This is a genomic window from Nitrosovibrio sp. Nv4, from assembly GCF_900215485.1.
GTDB lineage: Bacteria > Pseudomonadota > Gammaproteobacteria > Burkholderiales > Nitrosomonadaceae > Nitrosospira.
In genome coordinates, this window is record NZ_OCMZ01000002.1 from 853,155 (window position 1) to 866,553 (window position 13,399).

Here is a 13,399-nt window from a genome sequence, read left to right on the forward strand (position 1 = left end):
CTTTAAATAGCCTATGCCTTATCTGCAGAGGCAAACCACGGCGCGCGCGCCGTCATGATCAATTGCCTGGCTCGTTCGGCGTCCATCTCGACCATTTCAACGAGATCATCCACTGCCAGGTCGGCGAGGTCTTCCTGGGTATTCACCCCTTTAGCCGCAAGTTCCCGCGCAGTATGGCCATCCATACCTTCGAGCGAAAGCAGGTCTTCTGCTATATGCTCTACTTTTTCTTCACTGACGATCGCCTCAGTCAGAAGAGCGTTACGAGCCCGAGTGCGAAGTTCGTTGACCGTTTGCTCGTCAAATGCCTCGATTTCCAGCATTTCGCTGAGCGGCACGTAAGCCACTTCTTCCAGCGTCGTAAAACCTTCCTGTACCAGGATATCCGCCACTTCCTCATCCACATCAAGTTTTTCCATGAAGAGCTGACGAAGAACGGAAAATTCTTCTTCATTTTTCGCCTGTGACTCTTCCATTGTCATGATATTGAGCTCCCAACCAGTCAACTCCGAGGCAAGCCGGACATTCTGACCCCCGCGCCCAATGGCTTGGGCAAGGTTGTCCTCATCCACCACGATGTCCATACTGTGTTTTTCCTCATCCACCAGGATACTGCTGATTTCGGCAGGGGCCAGCGCATTAATCACGAATGTGGCAGGGTCATCCGACCACAAAATGATATCCACCCTTTCTCCTGCCAACTCACCCGTCACCGCCTGTACCCTGGAGCCTCGCATACCAACACAGGTACCTATCGGGTCAACACGCTGATCGTTTGACTTGACTGCAATCTTGGCGCGTGAACCTGGATCCCTTGCCGCGACCTTGATCTCCAGCAGGCCCTCCTCAATCTCCGGCACTTCCAGTTCGAACAGCTTTATCAGAAACTCCGGTGCAATCCGCGACAATATCAGCTGCGGGCCACGCGCGTTTCGGTCGATCTTGTACAGATAGGCGCGCACACGATCGCCGACCCGCAGGTTTTCCTTGGGAATCATCTGGTCACGGGGCAAAGCAGCCTCCACCCTTCCGGATTCGATGATCGCGTTACCGCGTTCCATGCGCTTGATGGTCCCCGTGACCATGTACTCTTTGCGTTCGAGAAAATCGTTCAGGATCTGCTCCCGTTCCGCATCCCTTATTTTCTGGAATATCACCTGCTTCGCAGCCTGGGCGCCAATGCGTCCAAACTCCAACGGTTCCAACACCTCTTCAACGAATTCATCCAGATTGATTTCCGGATCGCGCTGCTGCGCCTCGCTCAAGGGAATTTGACGGGCAGGGTCCTCAACCATATCGTCCGCTACCACCTGCCAACGGCGCAACGACTGATAATCACCCGTCTCGTGGTCAATCGACACGCGCACATCAGCGTCCTCGTGAAAACGCTTTTTTGTAGCGGATGCCAACGCCAGTTCGAGTGCGACAAAAACAATGTCCTTCTCGACATTTTTTTCGCGCGCCAGCGCATCCACCAATAGCAAAACCTCGCGGGTCATGTTACCTCCAGCCAATTCCTCGGATAATCACAATTTTGGAACCAGACGAGCCTTCTCAAGATTATTCAACTCGAGATCAAGCATTTTTCCGTCCACTTCCAGCTTCAACACGCCATCATTCACTTCACGCAGGATTCCGACAAAATTCCTCTGACCCTGTAACCCTACACGCAACCTCAGTTTAACCGACTCTCCCGCAAAACGGATGAAATCCGAAACCTTTTTCAGTGGCCTGTCCAAGCCGGGCGATGATACTTCCAGCCGATCGTAATCGATGTTCTCAACCGCAAGCAGCCGACTCAGATGATTACTGACCGCGACACAATCATCTACACCGACACCATCAGATTTGTCGATAAACACCCGCAACAGTCTCCCTCGGGATGACCGCTCCACTTCAACCAGCTCGTAGCCCAGTCCCGCCAGAGTCGAGTCGAGTAATTCATACAGATCCATAGCATTGACACAAACAAAAAATGGGCTAAAAAGAGCCCATAGTCGATGGCTATTTTAGCAAAAATTTATAATTAATGAAATAGATGCTTGCCAGGAAACTCCCTGCGCGAACCACGGCGAACACATGGATTGCGCCCCGCCAAAATTTCAGGGCACTCCCCCTTCCAGGATTCTGGCGACGGATGGCCATTACCATTTGTATCCGCCTCCCTCACTGTTGGGCGTCCAATTGCGAAGTATCCTGGCGCCCCTGCCGCAAATATCGAAACGTTACTCCCATTACTAAGAGGTTCATAATTATAAATGGTTGCGTTAGCCGATACTTTTCCGGTTACGCTCGCTATCAGACGTGTCGCAAATCCGATTTCGAAGCCAGTTGCGGCACGTAAAAAATCTGCCACCCGGGTTTTTGCCCCAGGCTATTCATGCCTCCTTGCGGTACTACATGTAGCCCAATCAAAGATTCTTCCGTATGGCCTGATGCAATTTTCATGCAGGGAATCGTCGAGTGATACAATTTCACGATTCCCAAAAACAATTAACCGGAGGGTACCCGTGGCCACGATCAAGTCGATCTTGCATGAAACTCGCATATTCCCGCCCGACGCGGCGTTCATTGGACAAGCTAATGTGTCCGGCATGGAAACTTACCATGCCCTCTGCGCAGAAGCAGAAAAAGATCTTCCCGCGTTCTGGGGAAAACTGGCGAGAGAACATATATTGTGGCATAAACCGTTCACTCGGGTGCTGGATGAAACAAATCATCCCTTTCTAAAGTGGTTTGACGATGGTGAACTGAACGTTTCTTATAACTGCCTCGACCGCCATCTCGCCACTCAACCGGACAAAACTGCAATCGTTTTCGAGGCGGATGACGGCGCCATTACCCGTTCCACCTATCGCGATCTCCATCGCCGGGTATGTCGGTTTGCCAATGGACTCAAGGCGCTGGGTATCAGGAAAGGTGACCGTGTGGTTATCTACATGCCGATGAGCATTGAAGCCGTGGTAGCAATGCAGGGGTGTGCCCGCGTTGGCGCTACTCATTCAGTGGTATTTGGCGGTTTCTCCGCCAAAAGCCTGCACGAACGGATCCTCAACGCAGGAGCGGTGGCTGTTATCACCGCCGACGAGCAGTGGCGCGGCGGCAAGATTAACCAATTGAAAGCCGTGGTGGATGAAGCGCTGGCAAGGGGGGAAACCGATTCGGTGAAATCCGTCGTGGTCTATAAACGTGGTAACGGCAGTGCGCAGTTGCAGGTCTCGCGCGACGTCTGGTGGCACGAACTGACCCGGGACCAGAATGATACTTGCGAGCCGGAATGGCTCAATGCCGAACATCCGCTGTTCACGCTCTACACCTCAGGTTCCACCGGTCACCCAAAGGGCGTGCAGCACTCATCCGCAGGTTATCTGCTAGGCGCAATCACGAGCATGAAATGGGTTTTCGATTACAAGCCCACCGATGTTTTCTGGTGTACAGCCGATGTGGGTTGGGTTACCGGGCATAGCTACGTTACGTATGGTCCATTGGCGCTAGGGGCTACACAGGTCATCTTCGAAGGGGTTCCCACCTATCCCGACGCCGGCCGCTTCTGGAAAATGATACAGGACCATCGGGTTACGGTGTTTTACACCGCACCGACCGCAATTCGGTCGCTTATAAAACTCGGGCCGGATTTTCCGGGAAAATACGATCTTTCATCATTACGCCTGCTAGGCTCGGTAGGCGAACCGATCAATCCGGAAGCATGGATGTGGTACTACACCGTCGTTGGCCAATCCCGCTGTCCCGTAGTGGATACCTGGTGGCAGACAGAAACGGGCTCTCACATGATCGCTCCCCTGCCTGGCGCCGTACCGCTCAAGCCCGGTTCCTGCACTTTGCCATTGCCCGGCATTGTGGCCGCAGTCGTGGACGAAGCGGGACAAGACATACCTGACGGCAAGGGAGGTTTTCTTGTCATTAAACGTCCGTTTCCCTCCCTGGCGCGCACACTGTGGGGCGAACCGGAGCGTTTCAGGAAAACATATTTCCCCGAAGAGCTTGGCGGGAAGTATTACCTGGCGGGCGATTCGGCCAATCGCGATTCCGACGGCTATTTCTGGATCATGGGACGCGTTGACGACGTGCTTACTGTCTCCGGCCACCGTTTGGGAACCATGGAAATCGAATCCGCGCTGGTGGCTAGTCCTCTGGTCGCGGAAGCGGCAGTGGTGGGCAAACCCGACGAGATCAAAACCGAAGCAATAGTCGCGTTCGTGGTGCTTAAGGGCGCACGTCCGCAAGGCGAGAGCGCTCACGATATCGCGGCAGAATTGCGTAACTGGGTGTCGACGGAAATCGGTCCCATTGCCAGACCTGATGAGATCCGCTTTGGCGACAATCTTCCAAAAACCCGATCCGGTAAAATCATGCGGCGCCTGCTGCGCACCTTGGCCAGGGGCGAGGAACTGACCCAGGATATTTCTACACTGGAAAACCCCGCAATTCTCGAGCAACTGAAGCAACCGATAGCATAATTCCTGAAATCAGACCTTATTGTTTTATGGATGACGACTTGTCTCGCCCTGCGAAAGCGCTTGCAACCCCTTCCACCCAGCCAGCCCGGCCCCGCGTTACCGATTACGAAAATGGCATCAGTGCCATTGACGCGGATTATTTGCGCCAGGGGCTGGCTGCGATTCACCTCATCGTCGAAGGCGGCAAAGCGGCGCTGGTAGATACCGGAACCTCATCTTCCGTTGCTGGCGTAATGGAAGCGCTGCGAAGAAAGAATCTTGCCCCCGACGATATGACTTATGTATTTGTCACACACATACATCTCGATCATGCAGGCGGCGCGGGAGAGTTCATGCATCATTTTCCCAACGCAAAATTGGTAGTGCATCCGCGCGGCGCTCGGCATATGGCCGACCCCGCCAGGCTCATCGCAAGTGCAATGACGGTTTATGGGGAAGCCGAATTCAAACGCATATACGGAGCCATCCGTCCGGTGGACGCAAACCGCATTATCGAAGCGCCAGATGGGTTCAGTCTGGATTTCAACGGTCGCCCATTACTATTCCTCGATACGCCGGGCCATGCACGCCATCACTACTGTATCTTCGACCAGCAATACCGGTCATTTTTCACCGGAGATACTTTTGGAATTTCCTATCGTGAATTCGACGTGGACGGCATGGAGTTCGTATTTCCCACCACCACTCCGGTACAGTTCGACCCCGTAGCATTGCACGCCTCACTGGACCGGCTCATGAGCTACAACCCCTCATACGCCTTTCTGACGCATTACGGCCGCATCGGCAATTTGCCGCGCCACGCGATCGAGATGCACGATTTGATCGATGCGCATGTGTCGATAGCCAGGAAGTTGCAGAATCACGTTCCCAACCGGCACGCGGCACTGGTAGAGAAACTTGGAGAACTGTTGTTGCAACAAGTACTCGCACACAGCTGCAAATTGCCGGAGGAAGAGATTCGAAATTTGCTAAGCCTGGATGTCGAGCTTAATGCGCAGGGTCTGGAGAACTGGTTGGAACAGACACGTGCAGGCTGAAATGACTTGCAGTGTCGAAAGCCGCGTGAATCGAACTCTGGCGGAATTAGGAAACCCGAAACCAAGTGCTACACTCCGGCTGTTTTATCTGCCTCACCCTCTCAAAAAAACACACCGCCGCCGCAGCAGCAGCGTTCAATGACTCTGTTCGACCCTGCATGGGAATGCTGATTTGTTCGCTGGCTGCTTGCAGCATCGCATCCGACAGGCCCATTCCCTCATTACCGAACACCAGGGCGACAGGCCCAGTCAGCCGGGTCTGATAAAGACTATTTTTCGCCTTCAGGGAAGCGGCAATTACCCTGCCGTTAAATGCCCGTGCGACTTCCACCAGATCGGATTGCTCGTGTATACAAATTGAAAAATGCGCACCCATCGCGGCTCGCAGCGTCTTGGGCGACCAGACATCAGCACAACCATCGGACAGGTAGATATCACTTGCGCCTGCAGCGACAGCAGAACGCAGTATGGAACCAACGTTTCCTGGATCTTGTATAGCTTCGAGCAGCACGCAAAAACTTTCGCCCCTCCCTCCCTTACACATGAGGATGGTCGACTCGGGAATAGATATCAGCGCCATGACACCTATGGGTGTCTTTACCGGAGAAACCTCGCGAAACAAGGCGTCGCTCAGCACCACCACCTCCGTGCCTGCGTTGATTGACTGCTCCGCCTGCAAGCGCCTTATCTCCGCATTCTCAAGACCCGACTCGCTCACGATAAGCGCTTGCGGCGGTCCCAGCGCAAGATTGTAGGCATCTATCAGGTGAACGCCGTCAAGTAGCGTTTGCTCAGCCGTCCGACGTTGCCTGGCTGATTCTTTCAGTTTAACCAGTTGCCTGAAGATTGGATTATCGCGAGAAGTGATAAATTTCATCAACTATCAGCTACTGGGGTGAGCTCTATCCACCTCAGCCCCGCCCGTTTCCCCGAACGGCTCCATCGGAATCGTCCGATATTCGACCTCCAGAATGTCCAGCTCTTCAGTTCCACCTGGCGCATGCAGTGTCACCACATCGCCTTCCCGCGCTTTTATCAACGCTCGCGCCAACGGCGAAACCCAACTTATATAGCCTCTGGAGGTATCGATCTCATCAACGCCGACGATAGAAACTGTTTTCTCCTCGCCTTTCTGATTGGCAAAAATAACGGTGGCACCGAAAAAGATCTGATTGTCATTTTCCCTCGGTGCTGCAGGATCCACGACTTCGGCTATATCCAGCCGTTTGGTAAGAAAACGTATACGCCGGTCGATTTCCCGCAAACGCTTCTTGCCGTAGATATAATCCGCATTCTCCGAACGGTCACCGTTGGCGGCGGCCCATGACACCGTAGCTGTCACATTGGGGCGCTCTTTATTCATCAGCCACAGAAACTCGTCCATTAACCGTTTGTGCCCTCCGGGGGTGATGTAGTTCTTGCTACCTGTGGGCAAAGGAGGCGAGGAACTGGCAGCCTTTTCTTCGCCAGGATCGTTATCCGATTCGGTTTCCCTGGTAAATGCCTTACTCATATACACTGCCGATCCAGTCGATGAATTGTCTATCCGTCAAGAAATTCGTGAATTTTGTCATTACGACTCAACCCGGAATCCAGCCAAAACCTACGATACTGTGTTTGCACATCCCGGATACCTCGTTCCCGCCCGTGTGACATGACGGCCCCCTAGTCGTTTTCAACCAGCATCCGCCGCGCTTCCTCAGTCGCGCCGAGCAATCCGGCTTTGGGGTTCATCACCACGTGCACAGGCATCTCTCCCATCAATGAGGAAAAGCGTCCCTTGTCGAGAAATGCTTTCATGAAGCCGCCTTCCCTCAACTTGCCGATAATTCTGGGCGCAATACCGCCAGCCACATACACGCCATTACGACACAGTCCCGCCAGCGCCAGATTTCCCGCATAAGCGCCATAAACCTCAACAAATAAATCCATCGCTTTCACTGCGATTGGATGCCTGTGGTTGAAAGCGAGATCGGCGACTTGTGCCGCGCCATCCTCCTCAAGGCGCACCTGCACCAGCCCAGCAGGACCCTTCAGATCGGTTTGCAGGAAATTGAAAATATTCGTCAGCCCCGGCCCGGACAATACCCGCTCGACCGATACATGCCCAAATATCTTCCGCAAATATTGCAGTAGCCGGGCCTGTAACTCATCCGCGGGAGCGAAATCCATATGCCCGGCTTCACTTGCTAACGGTATATAACGGCCGCCTTGGCATACTAGCCACGCACCCCCCATGCCAGTACCTGCACCAAGCGCGACTCGCATTCCCCCGGCATGAGGATTACCAGTTTGCAGCGTCACCAGATCGCTGACGGAGAGGACTTCAACGCTCAGCGCCACGGCTTCGAAATCATTAATGAGTTTAACCTTCGGAATGGAAAATTCTCTCGCGATGTCCTCCTTATCCATCACCCAAGGCAAGTTGGTGAGAGTTACCTCCTGCTTTGCGACGGGCCCTGCCACTGCAAAACAGGCGCTGGCCACACTGGAGCCAGCTCCGAACGTCGATGTATCATTCAGGAAATCCCTGAGAATGTCCGAAAAGCTCGAATACTCGCGGCTGGCATAGCGACGTTCGCAACACACCTGAACATTGCGGTCTTGCAGTTGCGATGCTTGCAGCAAGGTCTTGGTTCCGCCAATATCGCCACTGATCAAGTATCCGGTCAAAGTTCGCTCCATCATTGTGCGGGATCCTGCCGATAAAACAACGCCAACTGTTCGTAAACCAGAGGAAAATGGAGTTTTACCGACAAGGGTGTTTCAAAAAAAGCCTCGCTCATCACCGCAAAGAACTCGGCAGGATTCTCGGCCGCATACGAGTCCACCTCTGTCACCTCATCTGCGTCAATACTCATGCAAAAATCCGCATAGGCTTTGCTGAATGCTTCGCTCCATGCCTGCCTGCTCATGTCCGCATGCAGCGGGGGAAATCCGTTGGCGTCGCCATTCAGCATGTCAAGCTTGTGGGCAAATTCATGTATCACGACGTTATAGCCCACCCCGGTTCCAGCAGCGGCGGTATCCTCCCAGGAGAGAATCACGGGCCCACCCAGCCAGGATTCCCCTGATGCCGGCTCACTACCGAGATGCACCACGCCATCTTCGTCCACATACTCATAATCGCGAATAAATTCGCCCGGATAAACGATAATTTCGACCCAGCCATCGTAATAATCCAGATCGAGATTCAGAATCAGAATACAAGCCTGCGCTGCGATCAGCACATGCATTTCATCGGTGACAATCAATCCATGCGCACCGCTTATTTGTTTCGCATGAAGGAACAGTATGGCGCATTCGCGCAGGCGCGCGAGTTCAATGGGGCTCAGGTTGCGCAGAAATCGCAGCCGCGCTACCGCATTTTGCCAAACATCATCAGGGATTGAATCATTCTTGAGGATGCGGCGGCGATACCAGGTTTTAAAATTGGAAAGCATTGAGACTCGGAATCAGTCATCATCGGGCTCCAGCCTAGAGGTTTCCACTTGCAGCGATTCCAGTTCCACCGCGTCAATCCGGGCAAAGCGCTGGCTAATCTTGCGGCTCGAGACATGAACCTCTTCCACATCCTGATTAGCCTGCCGAATATGATCGGAAAGTTTTTTCATGCGCTCGTCGAAGCGGGCAAAATCCTTGCCAAGCCTGAAGAGCTCGTTCTTGATGATATGCACCTGCTCGCGGGTTTCAATATCTTTCAGCACGGCCCGGGCTGTATTCAGCACCGCCATTAGCGTTGTAGGCGAAACTATCCATACCTGTTTCTGCATGGCGTAATCGACCACATCGTACTGACAGGCATGGATTTCGGCAAAAACCGCCTCTGCCGGTACAAACATTACCGCCCCATCGCAGGTTTCCGGTGGCACTATATATTTGCTGGCTATGTCATCCACATGTTTTTTCACATCCGCCTTGAATTGCTTTTGGGCCAATGCCCGGCTGGCGTCATCCGCCTGGCGATCAAACATGCGATGGAAATTTTCCAGCGGGAATTTTGAATCAACCGCGACCATTCCGGTTGGCGGCGGCAGCCGCAACACACAATCCGCGCGGTTGCCGTTGGAAAGCGTATGCTGCATCGTATATGCAGCCGGCGGTAAAACGTTGCGTACCAGTGCTTCCAGTTGCACCTCGCCGAATGCGCCACGGGAACGTTTGTCCCCCAGAAGCTCCTGCAAACTCACCATGTTGGTGGTAAGACTGTCTATTTTCTTCTGCGCCTCGTCAATAGTTGCGAGCCGCGTCATGACGCTGGTGAAAGTCTCATTCGTTTTCCTGAACCCTTCATCGAGCCGTTCAGCGACATGGCCGCTGATCTGGTCTAATCGCGCTTCCACCGTCCCACGTAATTGCTCGGAAGTTTTGCCGAGCGTCCCTGATATCCGCTCACCCTGATTGGCCAGGCCCTCGTGCAAATCCTTGAGCATGTCGCGATGCTTGTCTTCCATCAGCTTCGCTTGCTGTCCCAGCAGATTGCGCACCAGGGTTGAGAGCATGCCGAGTCTGATCACCAGAAAAGCCATCGTGACAAGCAGGACCGCAGCAGAAGTAATAATCAATAAGTTTGCGGACATCATGATATAAAAGTATACCGGAGAATGGGATTAGGGAGCGTCCACCTTTTTTACCGGTCCGTGCTGGATCGGCACAGGTTGACGAGCAAGAAGGACGACCGGTTATTTGCGCCTTCCACTGCGCTGGCTCGTCTTTGGGTTAATAAATCATGCGACTGCTGTTTTAATCCATTGGCAGTCGCTGAAAGCAACCCATCGCTCTGGTCATATCCGGAAAGATATTATGCCCCGTCTGCGAACTATCTCATACCTACAGGATAGTACCGCTCGCTTTCCATCTGGTGCCTCCGCCATTTACCCTGGCGTTGCTTAAGGCGATCCTGATATCCCCCAAGCTCCTCCGTATTTTTCGTATTTTCCGTATTTTCCTTCTTTCTCTCAAGCCGCTCCTTCCGGGCTTTTCTGCCTACACGACGCCTCTCCTCCGTTGCTTGCCGCTCTCCCGGTCTCAATTCCTTCGGCCTCAACTCTTCCGAAGCGGACTCCCAGGGTCTCGATTCCTTGGGCTTCAACTCTTCCGAAGCGGACGCCCACGGCCTCGACTCCCATGGCTTTGGCGGAACATTTTTCTGTCCTCGCTGTTTTGCCTGATGCGCTGCCGGCTCTTGTTGTCCCAATGGGCTGTCCTCATATGCGATAACGTGCTGCGGTGTCAGCATGACAAAAGCGATAAGTGCTGCGCACGGGGTACATGTGACTTTCATGATTGTGCGGCTCCTTTGCTGTTAAGTACTGTTAGTATTAAGTTAGTTATTGATAAAATTAACCTTGAATCATCAACTCGTAAAACTGCTTACTTATCGGATTGCTTATCGCCCACGGCTGCCGTTGCTTGGGGAGGATAACAAATCTTCAAGCCGTCTGTTTGTGCCCACGGCGTCATCAAATGCAGCTTCCGTCCCTGGGCGTTGATGATGTCTTCCACCCTCGCACCGCGCAATGTAAGCGCATCGGCGATCAACGAACGATGGCAACGCCATGGTACCGCTTCGGCACACATCAATGCACACCGCTCGTGCGCAGCAAGCTCCAGGACATCCTGCACATTGTCGCTGAATTCCGGCGTTTGCATGTAGTCGGCATATCCTCGAAAAGACGCGTTGCGCCAGGCGCCGTTGATCGAATCCTTCCGGGCGTGCCGCAGTCCGCCAAGTCCCGGTAGATGCGTGTATTTGATTCCAACCGCTTGCAGGGAGCCGGGCAAGGTTTCTTTGTTGAATTGCGGATTCTGCCGGGAACGCGGCATAGTGCGGACGTCAAGAACATGCGTGACTTCGTTAATCGTTAACAGGCTGACGAACGCATCCAATGAATGCGTCGAATGCCCGATCGTGCATATCAACGGTTCCAGTGCTGAATGCTTTTTCATAATGTTTGCTTCGCTCGCTCAGTTGCTGCTCGTGGTATCGGCAAACCTGATATGGGAAACTCCAAGCCACTTGAAAACCAGCTCTACGGAATGCCGACAAAATCCGGTTTCACGAGAGCGGATACTGCCATATGCTAGCCTTGCAATTTACCCACTGTTATTGCGCCTTTCCTGCCGGCGGTGCTGCAATGCATCCGAAGCGCGAGGCGCCGAGTTTCACATCCGCCCTCGTCCATGCCTTCTCGAAGCGCGCCTCGATCAGCGCTGCGCGCTCGTCCTTGCCCTGCGCGCGAAGCGCCTGCAATAAACCATAAAGCGCCCATCCATTATTACGATTGCGCCGCAGTTCTTCCCAATATACAGTCTCCGCCTCGGCTGGGCGCCCCGATTCCAGCAGAATAACACCCAACGTCAATCTCGGAGGCGATTGCCATTCCGGCGGCTCGGTATAAGCCAAGGCATCTTCAAGGCGAACCGCGCTGTCGAGATGCGCGACGGCGGAATCGAATTGTCCCCGGGCCGCGGCGATCTCGCCGGCGAGCACTTCGGGGCCAATGCTCAGAACAGCGCGCGCGGTGTTGGGTGAAAGGAGCGCTGCGTCCAGCGACTTATCCTTCATTATCTCCCGCAGCGCCGCCAACTCCTGCTCAGCCTGCTGCAACTGCCGCGTGGCGGCAAAAGCCAGGCCGTGCGCATAATGCCATGCGCCTTTCAGAAACGCGTTCGTTGATGTTGGCGCAGGTTCCTGGAGAATCTCGTTCCATTTCCCGAATCTTGCAAGGGCCCAGTAGGGGACGGCACGAAATATCGCTGTTCCCGGCACCTCCTTCAGCACGGCATCGTCTATCATGCTCGCCACCTTCTGCGCCGACGCTATCGCAGTACGGCTCTGGCCGTCCGCGGTAGCGGCAGCCCAGAGAAAGTGCATGTTGTGGGTAAAATACATTACCGGATAAAGTTCCTGTTCCTGCGACGCCTGATCCCGAGCATGACGCTGCGAGAAATACCTCTCGTCAGCCGCAATGGCGAGCTGATTACTTTTTATTGCATCGGCATATCTGCCCACCCGCAGGTAAATGTGCGACGGCATGTGTACCAGATGCCCTGCATCCGGCATTAATGTTAGCAGCGTATCGGCTGCCTTCTCAGCCCGCTCGGGTGTATCGGTCGGCTCGATGAGATGGATATACAGGTGTACCGCCCCCGGATGTTTCGGATTGCGCCGCATCACCTCCTCCGTAAGTGCGACTATTTCAGCGGTACCCTCAAACGGATAGCCGTCGCGCATCCAGTAGCCCCAGGGCTGGAGGTCCATCATCGACTCTACATAGAGCATGGCAATATCCAGGTCGTTCGGAAAACGCCGGTGCACATCCCGCATCGCATCGGCGTAAGCCTTATCGTTAGCCTTGCGATGCTCGGGATTGCCGCTATAACGCTTCTCGAGCGCGCCGAGGAGCGCACGCTCGCGTGGCGAAGCACCTGCCACCCGCGACGCGGCCTTTCGCACAAGCTCCAACGCCGGCATCTCATCTTCTGGTTCCATTGCCGCATTGATGTTGGGGCCGAGCACGAGTGCCTGCCCCCAGTAAGCCATCGCCAGCGAAGGGTCAAGCCGTGCCGCCTCCCGGAAGGCACGGCCTGCCTCGGCATGGTTAAATGCGTACGAGAGGTTCAGCCCCTGGTTCATGTACTGCTGCGCCAGCTTGTTTTGCGTACTGACCGGAAATGTATGGGAGCCAAGGTTTAGCAGCTTTGGAGCGGCTTCACTGCCGGCATCGGACTTGTTCGTCTGATCTTGATGCGCATGAGCTCGCCCCCTGGTTGCCGAAGCCGGCTCTTCCGTCTGGGCAAACGTAGCGGTAACGCCGCTCATCGCCAGCACTAATCCCAGCATCGTGAAATGACGAATATGGGTTTGCATGGGCGTTACCT

Annotated in this window: 12 protein-coding genes; 2 read left to right on the top strand and 10 right to left on the bottom strand. The window is 54.1% G+C overall.

Going from position 1 to position 13,399, the window contains the following annotated elements; genetic code table 11:
• Positions 1-11 precede the first annotated feature (11 nt).
• Both nusA and rimP read right to left on the bottom strand, forming a co-directional pair.
• On the bottom strand, positions 12-1,499 hold the full coding sequence (nusA, locus tag CRO05_RS12070; protein ID WP_097067397.1) for a transcription termination factor NusA: 1,488 nt from the start codon (positions 1,497-1,499) through the stop codon (positions 12-14).
• A 27-nt stretch (positions 1,500-1,526) separates the two neighbouring features.
• Entirely contained in the window at positions 1,527-1,955 is a 429-nt protein-coding gene (gene rimP / locus CRO05_RS12075; protein WP_097067398.1) for a ribosome maturation factor RimP, read from the bottom strand.
• 555 nt (positions 1,956-2,510) lie between these two features.
• On the opposite strand from rimP, the gene acs reads away from it, so the two are divergent.
• Together acs and CRO05_RS12085 are read left to right on the top strand one after the other, a co-directional pair.
• Positions 2,511-4,478 carry an acetate--CoA ligase gene (gene acs / locus CRO05_RS12080; RefSeq protein WP_097067399.1) on the top strand — a complete coding sequence of 656 codons (1,968 nt, stop codon included), beginning with the start codon at positions 2,511-2,513 and terminating at the stop codon, positions 4,476-4,478.
• 26 nt (positions 4,479-4,504) lie between these two features.
• Complete coding sequence (locus tag CRO05_RS12085; RefSeq protein WP_097067400.1) at positions 4,505-5,515, top strand: MBL fold metallo-hydrolase; 1,011 nt, start codon at positions 4,505-4,507, stop codon at positions 5,513-5,515.
• Between the two features lie 46 nt (positions 5,516-5,561).
• Here the strand turns inward: CRO05_RS12085 and CRO05_RS12090 are convergent, their stop codons facing one another.
• From CRO05_RS12090 to CRO05_RS12125, 8 genes are all read right to left on the bottom strand, one after another.
• A complete protein-coding gene (locus CRO05_RS12090; protein WP_097067401.1) occupies positions 5,562-6,392 on the bottom strand; it encodes an RNA methyltransferase in 831 nt (276 codons plus the stop codon).
• Positions 6,393-6,398: 6 nt separating this feature from the next.
• Entirely contained in the window at positions 6,399-7,028 is a 630-nt protein-coding gene (greB, locus tag CRO05_RS12095; protein ID WP_097067402.1) for a transcription elongation factor GreB, read from the bottom strand.
• A gap of 152 nt (positions 7,029-7,180) precedes the next feature.
• Positions 7,181-8,203, bottom strand: coding sequence for a glucokinase (glk, locus tag CRO05_RS12100; RefSeq protein ID WP_339389684.1), 1,023 nt, complete (start codon positions 8,201-8,203; stop codon positions 7,181-7,183).
• Positions 8,200-8,958: a zinc-dependent peptidase gene (locus CRO05_RS12105; RefSeq protein WP_097067403.1), complete on the bottom strand. Its 759-nt coding sequence runs from the start codon at positions 8,956-8,958 to the stop codon at positions 8,200-8,202. Before CRO05_RS12105 ends, glk begins: the two co-directional genes overlap by 4 nt.
• Before the next feature lie 12 nt (positions 8,959-8,970).
• Positions 8,971-10,098 (bottom strand): DNA recombination protein RmuC, encoded by a 1,128-nt coding sequence (locus CRO05_RS12110; protein WP_369831625.1) that lies wholly within the window; start codon positions 10,096-10,098, stop codon positions 8,971-8,973.
• A 236-nt stretch (positions 10,099-10,334) separates the two neighbouring features.
• Complete coding sequence (locus CRO05_RS12115; protein WP_097067404.1) at positions 10,335-10,799, bottom strand: hypothetical protein; 465 nt, start codon at positions 10,797-10,799, stop codon at positions 10,335-10,337.
• 89 nt (positions 10,800-10,888) lie between these two features.
• Positions 10,889-11,464 (bottom strand): DUF488 family protein, encoded by a 576-nt coding sequence (locus CRO05_RS12120; protein WP_097067405.1) that lies wholly within the window; start codon positions 11,462-11,464, stop codon positions 10,889-10,891.
• A 157-nt stretch (positions 11,465-11,621) separates the two neighbouring features.
• A complete protein-coding gene (locus CRO05_RS12125) occupies positions 11,622-13,388 on the bottom strand; it encodes a hypothetical protein (protein ID WP_097067406.1) in 1,767 nt (588 codons plus the stop codon).
• Between the last annotated feature and the right edge of the window lie 11 nt (positions 13,389-13,399).

Coding starts and splice junctions, on each gene's coding strand:
- nusA (WP_097067397.1), bottom strand. CDS start 1,499: ATGACCCGCGAGGTTTTGCTATTGGTGGATGCGCTGGCGCGCGAAAAA.
- rimP (WP_097067398.1), bottom strand. CDS start 1,955: ATGGATCTGTATGAATTACTCGACTCGACTCTGGCGGGACTGGGCTAC.
- CRO05_RS12085 (WP_097067400.1), top strand. CDS start 4,505: ATGGATGACGACTTGTCTCGCCCTGCGAAAGCGCTTGCAACCCCTTCC.
- CRO05_RS12090 (WP_097067401.1), bottom strand. CDS start 6,392: ATGAAATTTATCACTTCTCGCGATAATCCAATCTTCAGGCAACTGGTT.
- greB (WP_097067402.1), bottom strand. CDS start 7,028: ATGAGTAAGGCATTTACCAGGGAAACCGAATCGGATAACGATCCTGGC.
- glk (WP_339389684.1), bottom strand. CDS start 8,203: ATGATGGAGCGAACTTTGACCGGATACTTGATCAGTGGCGATATTGGC.
- CRO05_RS12105 (WP_097067403.1), bottom strand. CDS start 8,958: ATGCTTTCCAATTTTAAAACCTGGTATCGCCGCCGCATCCTCAAGAAT.
- CRO05_RS12110 (WP_369831625.1), bottom strand. CDS start 10,098: ATGATGTCCGCAAACTTATTGATTATTACTTCTGCTGCGGTCCTGCTT.
- CRO05_RS12115 (WP_097067404.1), bottom strand. CDS start 10,799: ATGAAAGTCACATGTACCCCGTGCGCAGCACTTATCGCTTTTGTCATG.
- CRO05_RS12120 (WP_097067405.1), bottom strand. CDS start 11,464: ATGAAAAAGCATTCAGCACTGGAACCGTTGATATGCACGATCGGGCAT.
- CRO05_RS12125 (WP_097067406.1), bottom strand. CDS start 13,388: ATGCAAACCCATATTCGTCATTTCACGATGCTGGGATTAGTGCTGGCG.